This is a genomic window from Limnohabitans sp., from assembly GCF_040401135.1.
GTDB lineage: Bacteria > Pseudomonadota > Gammaproteobacteria > Burkholderiales > Burkholderiaceae_C > Limnohabitans.
The window spans coordinates 32,573-42,812 of record NZ_JBBAOV010000020.1; the positions used below are offsets into that span (position 1 = coordinate 32,573).

At 58.0% G+C, this 10,240-nt stretch carries 11 protein-coding genes and 1 tRNA gene; 10 read left to right on the plus strand and 2 right to left on the minus strand.

The features are described 5' to 3' along the window. Positions 1 to 8 precede the first annotated feature (8 nt). The 6 genes from fdh3B to ABWP81_RS07280 all read left to right on the plus strand — a co-directional run bounded on the left by fdh3B (position 9) and on the right by ABWP81_RS07280 (position 5,954). Positions 9 to 641 (plus strand): formate dehydrogenase FDH3 subunit beta, encoded by a 633-nt coding sequence (fdh3B, locus tag ABWP81_RS07255; protein WP_353140702.1) that lies wholly within the window; start codon positions 9 to 11, stop codon positions 639 to 641. Further along, the gene (locus ABWP81_RS07260) at positions 638 to 859 is read left to right on the plus strand and encodes a hypothetical protein (protein WP_353131554.1); all 222 of its coding nucleotides are present in this window, start codon (positions 638 to 640) and stop codon (positions 857 to 859) included. The genes fdh3B and ABWP81_RS07260 overlap by 4 nt, the downstream gene beginning before the upstream one ends. 11 nt (positions 860 to 870) lie before the next feature. After that, the gene (locus ABWP81_RS07265) at positions 871 to 2,007 is read left to right on the plus strand and encodes a formate dehydrogenase subunit gamma (RefSeq protein WP_353140704.1); all 1,137 of its coding nucleotides are present in this window, start codon (positions 871 to 873) and stop codon (positions 2,005 to 2,007) included. Between the two features lie 24 nt (positions 2,008 to 2,031). After that, on the plus strand, positions 2,032 to 2,376 hold the full coding sequence (locus ABWP81_RS07270; RefSeq protein ID WP_353140706.1) for a hypothetical protein: 345 nt from the start codon (positions 2,032 to 2,034) through the stop codon (positions 2,374 to 2,376). Positions 2,377 to 2,448: 72 nt separating this feature from the next. Continuing rightward, entirely contained in the window at positions 2,449 to 3,333 is an 885-nt protein-coding gene (locus ABWP81_RS07275) for a formate dehydrogenase accessory sulfurtransferase FdhD (RefSeq protein ID WP_353140708.1), read from the plus strand. Next, positions 3,330 to 5,954, plus strand: coding sequence for an ABC transporter permease (locus ABWP81_RS07280; RefSeq protein WP_353140710.1), 2,625 nt, complete (start codon positions 3,330 to 3,332; stop codon positions 5,952 to 5,954). Before ABWP81_RS07275 ends, ABWP81_RS07280 begins: the two co-directional genes overlap by 4 nt. On the opposite strand, the gene ABWP81_RS07285 is transcribed toward ABWP81_RS07280, so the two are convergent. Continuing rightward, entirely contained in the window at positions 5,951 to 6,592 is a 642-nt protein-coding gene (locus tag ABWP81_RS07285; RefSeq protein ID WP_353140712.1) for a Smr/MutS family protein, read from the minus strand. The two genes, ABWP81_RS07280 and ABWP81_RS07285, sit on opposite strands and share 4 nt — an antisense overlap. Beyond that, on the minus strand, positions 6,589 to 7,266 hold the full coding sequence (gene radC, locus ABWP81_RS07290) for a RadC family protein (protein ID WP_353131581.1): 678 nt from the start codon (positions 7,264 to 7,266) through the stop codon (positions 6,589 to 6,591). Before radC ends, ABWP81_RS07285 begins: the two co-directional genes overlap by 4 nt. Before the next feature lie 63 nt (positions 7,267 to 7,329). Between radC and ABWP81_RS07295 the strand changes: the two genes are divergently transcribed. The 4 genes from ABWP81_RS07295 (at position 7,330) to ABWP81_RS07310 (ending at position 10,240) form a co-directional block, all read left to right on the plus strand. Next, the gene (locus ABWP81_RS07295) at positions 7,330 to 7,788 is read left to right on the plus strand and encodes an FKBP-type peptidyl-prolyl cis-trans isomerase (RefSeq protein WP_353140714.1); all 459 of its coding nucleotides are present in this window, start codon (positions 7,330 to 7,332) and stop codon (positions 7,786 to 7,788) included. Between the two features lie 5 nt (positions 7,789 to 7,793). Then, the gene (ispH, locus tag ABWP81_RS07300; RefSeq protein WP_353140716.1) at positions 7,794 to 8,729 is read left to right on the plus strand and encodes a 4-hydroxy-3-methylbut-2-enyl diphosphate reductase; all 936 of its coding nucleotides are present in this window, start codon (positions 7,794 to 7,796) and stop codon (positions 8,727 to 8,729) included. Between the two features lie 16 nt (positions 8,730 to 8,745). Further along, positions 8,746 to 10,116, plus strand: coding sequence for a serine--tRNA ligase (serS, locus tag ABWP81_RS07305; RefSeq protein WP_353140718.1), 1,371 nt, complete (start codon positions 8,746 to 8,748; stop codon positions 10,114 to 10,116). A gap of 34 nt (positions 10,117 to 10,150) precedes the next feature. Further along, positions 10,151 to 10,240: transfer RNA gene (locus tag ABWP81_RS07310), tRNA-Ser, on the plus strand.

Genomic DNA, 10,240 nt, shown 5'->3' on the forward strand with positions numbered 1-10,240 from the left:
AGAATTAAATGGCACGCATGAAATTTATTTCCGACGCAGAGCGTTGCATCGAGTGCAACGGTTGCGTTACCGCTTGTAAAAATGAACACGAAGTCCCATGGGGCGTGAACCGTCGCCGTGTGGTCACCTTGAACGACGGTGTACCCGGCGAGAAATCTATCTCTGTCGCGTGTATGCATTGTTCGGACGCGCCTTGCATGGCAGTTTGCCCAGTGAACTGCTTCTACAAGACCGACGAAGGCGTGGTCTTGCACGACAAAGACATTTGTATTGGCTGTGGCTACTGCTCATACGCTTGCCCATTTGGCGCACCTCAGTTTCCAAGTCAAGGCACCTTTGGTGTGCGCGGCAAGATGGACAAGTGCACCTTCTGCGCGGGTGGCCCAGAAGCCAACGGCAGCCAAGCCGAGTTTGAAAAATACGGTCGCAACCGTTTGGCCGAAGGCAAGTTGCCTGCATGCGCTGAAATGTGTTCAACCAAGGCCTTGCTTGCTGGCGACGGCGACATGGTGGCCGACATCTTCCGCAACCGCGTTGTCAAGCGCAACAAGGGTGCTGAAGTGTGGGGCTGGGGTACGGCTTACGGCTCAAAGCAAGCGGGCCAAGCACCCGCCAAGGTTGAGGGAGTGAAGAAATCATGAAACGCATGTCATTCATCTTGTTGAGCGTGGGCGCTCTCACCGCTTGCGGTGAAGCCACCCAAACCCTCGGCACCAAAAACGACGCCACCGCCTTCAGCGGTGCAACCAACAGTTACGTTGAAGCAGGCTGGACCGCCGGCAACAAAACCAGCTGGGAGCAGCACTTGCGTGCACGCGCCCAATACGGGCAAGACGATCACAGTCGTTCACCAAAATAAAGGGGCATACCATGCACCGCTCTTTTCAATCGGTCTTGTGTGCGGCGTTGACGGTGTTTGCACTGTCGGCTGCGGCACAAGACAAATCGCCTGCGGCGGCCATGGCCGTGCAGAGCGTCAACATACAAGACGTCAAGCCTGACGCCAGCGATGCGCCTGGTTATGCCGAGCAAAACAACGCACAACGCGGCCAAGTTCAGCCTGGCAACAATGCGCCCATGTGGCGATCTGTGGGCGCTGGCGCCGAAGGCTACACCAGCTTGCCAAAATCGGAGGCCCCAGAAGCTGGCGTGCTGATACAACCCTTCGTACAGTACCCAGGTTCGCGCTTAACCACGGCTGGCGAAGCGTGGCGGCAAGTGCGTAACAACTGGATCATTCCTTACGGTGGCGCCTTGTTGTTGATCGCTCTCGGCGCGGTCGGCATTTTCTACTGGCGCAAGGGCATGATCATGTTGCATGGCAAGCCCTCAGGCGTAGAGATTGAGCGCTTCACACCCTTCGAGCGCTCAGCCCATTGGACCAATGCCATCACGTTTGTGATCTTGGCTATTTCTGGCATTGTGATGGCCTTTGGTAAGTATTTCATGCAGCCCATCATTGGCGACACGCTGTTTGGTTGGTTCACTTATCTGCTTAAAAACGCGCACAACTTTGCGGGTCCCGTGTTTGCAGTGTCTTTGACGGTGGTGTTTTTCACTTTCTTGAAAGACAACTGGCCAAGCAAAGAAGACTGGACTTGGATCATTAAGGCCGGCGGTTTATTTGGTAGCACAGAAGTGCCCTCGCACCGCTTCAATGCTGGTGAAAAAGTGGTGTTCTGGGGCGGCGTGTTTGCCTTGGGTTTGGTGGTGGTGGGTTCGGGCTTTGTGCTTGACAAGATTATTCCCTTCCTTGACTACGAGCGCGGCACCATGCAGATTGCTCACATGATTCACGCTGTGGCAACCTTGTTCATGATGGCCATGTTCATTGGTCACATCTACATGGGCACAGTCGGCATGGAAGGCGCTTACAAAGGGATGCGCACAGGCTACGTCGACGAAACCTGGGCCAAAGAACACCACGAACTTTGGCACGACGACATCAAGGCAGGCAAGATCCCCGCCCATCGCACCGAAAGTTCGGGCAATCCAGCGCGCGCTTGAGCGAGTTGACACAGGAGAATAACGATGAACAAAGCACTTTTTGCATTGATCTTGGCCGCAGCCAGCTCGGCTGCATTTGCCAAACTGCCCCCTCTTAACGATGAGGCCAAAGCCAAGGCGGAAGAAGCTAAAGCCAAAACTGCTCACACTGGCAAGGCCGATGCCTACCTGCTGTGCAAGTCGCAAGACAAGGCGGCTGCTCATTTGCAAAAGACCAACAAAGCCAAAGCGGGCAAGCCAGTGGCCACTCCGCCTTGTGCTGACCCAGGTAAGTTTGTTTACACACCGCCAGAAGCAGCGCCTGCTGCTGCGGCCGCACCTGCAGCTGCACCCGCACCCGCAGTGGCTGCAGCACCGGCTAAAAAGTAATCCACACAGCCGCGCTGTTGATTGGGCCGCACTGAAAGGTGTCGGCCCTTTTTGTTGTAGCCTACTGGGCTTATGTCCTTTGTCTCTTTACCTTCTGTGTTGCCATATCTGACCCAAGCCCAAGCCGAGTTGACGCGCCAAATTGAAGCGGTCAATGAACACGGCGTCAGCGAGCAAGTGTCCATCCCCGCTGAACGCGCTCTCACTGTTTATGTGGACAAACGAGAAATTGTGACGCTCATGACCTTGGGCGCTCACCCTGAGCTGCTGGTGCTGGGCTATTTACGTAACCAGCGTTTGGTGGGCGATGTGAGCGAGGTCGAGTCCGTCACGGTCGATTGGGACGCCGGCGAAGACGGCGCGGGCGTGGCAGCAGTCAAAACCCGTCGTGGCATAGCCGACATTGAAGCCCGCACTGAAAAGCGCGTGGTCACCACGGGCTGCGGGCAGGGTAGTGTGTTTGGTGACTTGATGGGTGAGATTGACACCCTTAAGCTCCCCGATGCATGCATCAGTCAAGCGCGTTTGTATGGCCTGCTGAACGCCATTCGCCTGCAAGAAAGCACCTACAAATCGGCAGGCTCGGTGCATGGCTGTGCCTTGTTCAGTGGCGAGCAGATGCAGATTTTTGTTGAAGATGTAGGCCGCCACAACGCCATCGACACCATCGCCGGCTGGATGTGGATGCACAGTGTGGTTGCCAGTGTTGATTCAATTTTTTACACCACGGGTCGCTTGACCAGCGAGATGGTGATGAAGTCTGCCCAAATGGGTGTAGCCGTGGTGGTGTCGCGCAGCGGCATCACGCAAATGGGCTATGACGTGGCCATGCGCTTGCAGCTGTGCACCATTGGTCGTGCCACCAACAAACACTTTCTTTGCTACACCGCGCGTGAGCGTTTGCAGCTAGATCCAGCACTGGCGCAAGGCGGCGTGCACAAGGTAAACCACGCATGAATGCAAACACCCAAGCAACATCTTCACGCGTCGCAGCCAGCGGCGTGACTTGGTTGGCTTTGGCCTGGCGCACGCTGTGGCGTGACGCCCGCGCGGGTGAGTTGCGCTTGTTGGTGGTAGCGGTGGCTTTGGGTGTGGCCGCACTCAGCTCGGTCAGCTTTTTAGCCGACCGTTTGAATGGCGGCTTGCAACGAGATGCACGACAACTTTTGGGCGGCGATGTGGTGGTGGTCAGCGACCATGCCACGCCCGACGATATTGCACAACGTGCTGCACAGTTGGGTTTGAAGGGCGTGACCACCTTGACGTTTCCCACCATGGCGCGGGGTGTGCTCGCGAAGGGTGGCGAGGGCAACAGCAAATTGGTGGCGCTCAAAGCGGTGGAGGCAGGCTACCCCCTACGCGGCGAGCTGCGTGTGGCAGATGACCTTATGCAAGCCCAAGTTTCTTTGACACCCGAGGGCGCTCAGGCGGCCCGCAAAACCAAGCAAGTGCCCGAGCGGGGCCAAGCTTGGGTGGATGCAGGCGGCTTAGAGGCTTTGGGGCTCGATGTAGGCGATGCGTTGTTCTTGGGCGACGTGCGAGTGCGCATCACACAAGTGCTGGTGACCGAGCCCGACCGTGGCGCGGGCTTTATGAACTTTGCGCCACGCGTGATGATCAACAGGGGTGACATCGACGCCACGGGGCTGATTCAACCCGCCAGCCGGGTGAACTGGCGTCTTGCCTTGGTAGGCGAGCCCGCCGCGGTGGCTGATTTTTCTGACTGGCTGCAAATCGAAAGCAAAAAACCCGACGTGCGCGGCGTGCGTGTGGAGTCGTTGGATGCAGGCCGCCCTGAGATGCGGCAAACCTTGGACCGTGCGGGCAAGTTCTTAAACTTGGTAGCTTTGTTGGCTGCTTTGCTAAGCGCTGTGGCTGTGGCACTGGCCGCCCGGGCATTTGCTGCCCGTCACTTGGATGACTGCGCCATGCTGCGTGTGTTGGGTCTGAGCCAACGTCACATCACGCTGGCCTATTCCGCTGAGTTTGTGTGGGTGGGCATGTTTGCCAGCGGGTTGGGTTTGGTCTTGGGTTATGCCGTGCATTGGGTGTTCGTGGCTTTGCTCAAAGGCTTGGTAGAAACTGCTTTGCCTGCACCCAGCGTGTGGCCGGTGGTGTATGGCTTAGGCACGGGTTTGACCCTTTTATTGGCGTTTGGTTTACCCCCCGTGCTGCAACTGGCTAGCGTGCCAGCACTGCGCGTGATGCGCCGCGATGTGGGTGAGCTCAAAGCCACCACGCTCAGTGTGTGGGCCTTGGGGCTCACGGGCTTTGCCGTGTTGCTGGTGGCAGTGAGCCGTGATGTGAAACTCGGCCTCATGGTGGTGGGCGGCTTTGCCGGCGCGGTGTTGGTGTTTGCGGGCATGGCTTGGCTGGCTGTGTGGCTGTTGCGCCGCAGTGTGGTTGAAGGGGCAGCGCCGCCTTGGTTGATGTTGGCCACACGGCAAATCAGCGCTCGCCCTGTGTATGCCATGGTGCAGGTAAGCGCCTTGGCGGTGGGTTTGTTGGCTTTGGCGTTGTTGGTGCTGCTGCGCACCGACCTCATCAGCAGCTGGCGCAATGCCACGCCAGCGGATGCGCCCAACCGATTTATTTTGAATATTCAGCCCTCGCAGTCCGAGCCGTTTTTGCAAAATTTGCGCGATGCGGGTGTGAACAAACTCGACTGGTACCCCATGGTGCGCGGGCGTTTGGTGGCGGTGAACGATGTCAGCGTTACCCCCGACAGCTTCACCGATGAACGCGCCAAACGCTTGATGGACCGCGAGTTCAATGTGTCCTACAGCGTCGAGCCGCCTGCACACAACCAAGTGGTGGGCGGCACATGGCAAGCCGAAGACCCCAAGGGCTTGAGTATCGAAGACGGCATTGCCAAAACTTTTAACCTCAAATTGGGCGACAGCCTGCGCTTTGACATCGCGGGTATGCAACGCGAAGCACGCATCACCTCGGTGCGGCGTGTGGACTGGACCTCCATGCGTGCCAACTTCTTTGTCATGTATCCCGTCGAGCGTCTCACCACCGATGAGGGCTTTGACGTGCCCACCACCTACATCGCCGCGTTTCGTGCACCGCCCCGTGTGACGGGACAGAGCTTTGACAACCAACTCACGCGCAGCTTTCCCAACATCACCAATGTGGACATGGGCGCCACCTTGAACCAAGTGCAAAGCGTGCTCGGCCAAGTGGTGAGCGCAGTGGAGTTTTTGTTCTTGTTCACCTTGGCCGCTGGTTTGGTGGTGTTATTTGCCGCCGTCACCGCCACCCGCGAAGAGCGTGCGCGTGAATACGCGGTGCTGCGCGCGCTGGGTGCGTCCAACCAACTGCTGGCCCGTGTGCAACGTGCCGAGCTGGCTGGCGTGGGTGCACTGGCTGGCCTGTTGGCCACCAGCGTGGCCATGGCCATGGGCTGGGGTTTGGCCCGATTCGCGTTTGAGTTTGAATGGACGGCCAGCCCGTGGGTGCCTTTGCTGGGCGCAGCAGTAGGCGCGTTATTGGCCTTGGCTGCAGGGTGGTGGGGCTTGCGCGATGTGCTGCGTCGCCCCGTGGTGCAGACGCTCAGGCAAGCCAGCCACTAGCCTTTGCTAGGGCCCAACAAAACGACCAGCGCACCGCCGCCGCCGTCTGAAGGCTTGGCCTGCACAAAGGCCAGCACCTCATTTTTTTGCACCAACCAGCGCTGCACTTTGCTCTTTAGCACCGGCTCTTTGCCGGGCGAACCCAAGCCTTTGCCGTGCACCACGCGCACACAACGCCAGCCCATGCGTTTGGCATCGCGTATAAATTGGCCCAGTGCTTCACGGGCTTCGTCACTCCGAAAGCCGTGCAGGTCGAGCTGGCCTTGCATGGCCCATTCGCCTTTGCGCAGCTTATGAGTCACGTCCGTGCCAATGCCGGGCCGTCTGAAGCTCAGTTGGTCATCCACATCTAGCAGGGTGCTTACATCAAACTCGTCACTCATGCTCTCGACCAACGCGGCTTGGTCGTCTAGATCTTGCTGCAAGGGGCGGGCTGCGGGGCGTTGTGGCGTGATGTGCACACGGGCTTTGGCGGCAATGGGCTTCACGTTGCCAATGGCGCTGGTGAATAAATTGCGCTCGGCCTCGGCGCGTCGTGCGGCTTCTTTGCGAGCTTCTTCAGCAGCCGCCGCGGCCACGGCTGCATCGTTCACCTGCTTGCGAATCGCGCCCAAGTCTTGCAGTGATTTGGCTTTCACAGCAGCCCCTCTTCGGCCATCGACAAATACTTGCCCTGCGCCACGATGATGTGGTCGCGCACGGTCACGTCGATCAGTGCCAAGGCTTCTTGCAGGGTGCGGGTGAGTTTCATGTCGGCTTGCGAGGGGTTGACCGTGCCGCCCGGGTGGTTGTGCGCCAGCACCACGCCGTCCGCGCCCAAGGCGAGGGCGGTCTTAGCCACTTCACGGGGGTAGACCATGGTTTGTGACAACGAGCCACGAAACATGGGCTGATACGACAGCAGGCGGTTGTGGGCGTCTAGAAACAAAACTGCAAATACCTCGTGTTTGAGTTGCGCTAATTCAAGTTGTAAGTATTGTTTCACCGCATTGGGCGAATTCATGACAGTGGTCTCAGTTAATTCTTGGGTCAGTGCGCGGCGTGCCATTTCTAGCACGGCCACCAACTGCGAGCGCTTGGCGTCGCCGCCCATGCCCTTGCAGGTTTTTAGCTCGGCTGCGGTGGCGTGAATCAGGCCGGCAAAGCCCTTGAAGCGGTCCAGCAGTTCTTGGGCCATCACAAACACACCTTTGCCCTTGATGCCCGTGCGCAAAAATAAGGCCAACAACTCGGTGTCAGTCAGCGCTGAAGCGCCGTGTTTGAGCAGCTTTTCGCGAGGCCGCATCTCGACGGGGAGTTGCGCAATGGTCATGGGTGCGGGCATTCGGTCCATAGCGAGAGCTTTCTACAATAGTGGTTCAACACAGAGACTTCCATGACTGCATCCAACGCTCACCCTACCATTGGGCCCGCTTCTTTTTTAACGCTGCACTACCGGCTTTCGGGACCGCAAGGCGACGTGATCAATACGTTCAACGACAAACCCGCCACGCTCTCGCTGGGCTCGGGCGAGTTGTCGCCTGCGTTAGAGCAGCATTTGATGGGGCTTGAAGAAGGTGCGCACACCACGTTTGAGCTGGCTGCTGGCTTGGCCTTTGGCGAGCGCAACCCTGACATGCAGCAGTGGGTCAGCAAAAGCTTGCTGAAAGAATTTGGCGACCCCAACGAGCAATACAACGCGGGCGATGTGGTGCAGTTTCCTGCGCCTAATGGCCAAGGCTCTTTTGCCGGCGCGGTGCAGAAAGTAAGCGACGACCTAGTTTTGTTTGACTTCAACCATCCATTGGCCAACCAGCCTGTGACGTTTGAAGTAAAAGTTATTGGGATTTTGTAAACATCATGAACCACAGCCTAAAAGAAATTGTCCTGGCCGAGCCCCGTGGGTTTTGCGCTGGCGTAGACCGTGCCATCGACATTGTTGACCGCGCCTTAGAAAAGTTTGGCTCGCCCGTGTATGTACGACACGAAATCGTGCACAACACCTATGTGGTGGAAGACCTCAAGCAACGGGGCGCCATCTTCATTGAAGACTTGGCCGATGTGCCCGCGGGCGCCACCTTGGTTTTTAGCGCCCACGGCGTGCCCAAGTCGGTGGAGGAAGAAGCAGCGCGACGTGGCTTTACCGTGTTTGACGCCACTTGCCCGCTCGTCACCAAGGTGCATGTGGAAGTGGCCAAGCTGCACAAAGAGGGCTTCGAGTTCATCATGATTGGCCACAAAGGCCACCCCGAAGTCGAGGGCACGATGGGCCAGTTGCTAGACGGTATTTACTTGGTGGAAGACGTGGCTGATGTGGCCAAGGTGTCGCCCAAACAAACCGAGCGCTTGGCCGTGGTCACACAAACTACCCTGAGCGTGGACGATGCAGCCGTCATTACCGATGCCGTGGTGGCGCGTTTTCCGAGTATTCGCAAGCCCAAGATGCAAGACATTTGCTACGCCACCCAAAACCGCCAAGATGCGGTGAAGGTGCTGAGCACCGAGGTCGATTTGGTCATTGTGGTGGGCAGCCCCACCAGCTCCAACAGCAACCGCTTGCGCGATGTGGCCCAACGCTCGGGCGCACAAACCTACATGGTCGACAGCGCTGAGGAGTTGAAAGAAGAATGGTTTGCTGGCGTGACCCGTGTGGGCCTAACCGCCGGCGCCTCGGCCCCAGACATCTTGGTGCAGCAAGTCATTGCCCGCATGCGCGCCTTGGGCGCCTTGTCCGTCCGAACCCTTGATGGTGTCGAAGAAACCATCAAATTCCCGCTGCCCAAAGGGCTGAAGTAACAGGACTGAAAACCACATGCTCGACATCAACCAACTGCGCCGCGATCTGCCCAGCGTCATTGCCAAACTCGAAACTCGCAAGAGCCCACAAGCGTTTTTGAATGTGGAGGCGTACCAGGCGCTAGAGGCTGAGCGCAAAACATTGCAAACTCGCACCGAAGAGTTGCAGGGCCATCGCAATAAAGCCTCTAAAGAAATCGGTATGTTGATGGGGCAGAGAGCTCGTCTCGTTGCTACGGAGGAAAACGATGTTGTTGATGCCAACGACCATCGTGTTGAGTCTTTAAAAGCATCTGTTGTAGAAATAAATACCGAATTCGATGGCGCATCTGCTCGCTTAGATGTGCTCCAAGCCGAATTGCAAACCTTGCTCTTGGCTGTGCCCAACCTGCCTCACGACAGCGTGCCAGTGGGCGAAGACGAACACGGCAACGTGGTGCTGCGCAGTTGGAGCCCCACGGGCACCGAGCCCGCACCTTTGGGCTTCGAACCCAAAGACCATGTGGACTTGGGCGAGCCCTTGGGCCTTGACTTTGAAATGGGCGTCAAGCTAACGGGTTCACGCTTCACTGTGATGAAGGGCCAAATTGCCCGCATGCACCGTGCCCTCGCGCAGTTCATGCTGGACGTGCAAACCCTAGAGCACGGCTACACCGAGTGCTACACGCCGTACATCGTGAACGCCGACAGCCTCAAAGGCACGGGCCAGTTGCCCAAGTTTGAGGAAGACTTGTTTGCCGCCAAAAAGGGCGGCCAAGAAGGCGAAGCGGCCAGCGAAACCGCCGCGCTGTATCTGATCCCCACCAGCGAAGTGCCTTTGACCAACTTTGTGCGCGACGTGGTGTTGGCCGAAAGCGAGCTGCCCATCAAGCTAACGGCGCACACGCCGTGCTTCCGATCAGAGGCGGGCAGCGCAGGCCGTGACACGCGTGGCCTGATTCGCCAACACCAGTTTGACAAAGTCGAGATGGTGCAAATCGTGCATCCCGACAAGAGCAACGAAACCTTAGAAGAAATGACTGGCCACGCCGAAGCCGTGCTGCAAAAGCTGGGCTTGCCTTACCGCGTCATGTTGCTGTGCACCGGCGACATGGGCTTTGGCGCCACCAAGACGCACGACCTTGAGGTTTGGCTGCCCGCGCAAAACACCTATCGCGAAATCAGCTCGGTGTCCAACTGCGAAGCCTTCCAAGCGCGCCGTTTGCAAGCCCGCTACAAAAATGCACAAGGCAAGAACGAGCTGGTGCACACCTTGAACGGTTCAGGCCTCGCCGTGGGCCGCACCTTGGTGGCGGTGCTTGAAAACTACCAACAAGCCGATGGCAGTGTGCGCGTGCCTGAAGCGCTGCGCCCCTATATGGGCGGCCTGACCGAATTGCGCGGCTGATAGAATTGCGCCTTCGACAAACGACACCGAATCAGGAGAAGTGGCAGAGTGGTCGAATGTACTTGACTCGAAATCAAGCGTAGGGGCGACCCTACCGAGGGTTCGAATCCCTCCTTCTCCGCCA

Coding starts and splice junctions, on each gene's coding strand:
- fdh3B (WP_353140702.1), top strand. CDS start 9: ATGGCACGCATGAAATTTATTTCCGACGCAGAGCGTTGCATCGAGTGC.
- ABWP81_RS07260 (WP_353131554.1), top strand. CDS start 638: ATGAAACGCATGTCATTCATCTTGTTGAGCGTGGGCGCTCTCACCGCT.
- ABWP81_RS07265 (WP_353140704.1), top strand. CDS start 871: ATGCACCGCTCTTTTCAATCGGTCTTGTGTGCGGCGTTGACGGTGTTT.
- ABWP81_RS07270 (WP_353140706.1), top strand. CDS start 2,032: ATGAACAAAGCACTTTTTGCATTGATCTTGGCCGCAGCCAGCTCGGCT.
- ABWP81_RS07275 (WP_353140708.1), top strand. CDS start 2,449: ATGTCCTTTGTCTCTTTACCTTCTGTGTTGCCATATCTGACCCAAGCC.
- ABWP81_RS07280 (WP_353140710.1), top strand. CDS start 3,330: ATGAATGCAAACACCCAAGCAACATCTTCACGCGTCGCAGCCAGCGGC.
- radC (WP_353131581.1), bottom strand. CDS start 7,266: ATGACCATTGCGCAACTCCCCGTCGAGATGCGGCCTCGCGAAAAGCTG.
- ABWP81_RS07295 (WP_353140714.1), top strand. CDS start 7,330: ATGACTGCATCCAACGCTCACCCTACCATTGGGCCCGCTTCTTTTTTA.
- ispH (WP_353140716.1), top strand. CDS start 7,794: ATGAACCACAGCCTAAAAGAAATTGTCCTGGCCGAGCCCCGTGGGTTT.
- serS (WP_353140718.1), top strand. CDS start 8,746: ATGCTCGACATCAACCAACTGCGCCGCGATCTGCCCAGCGTCATTGCC.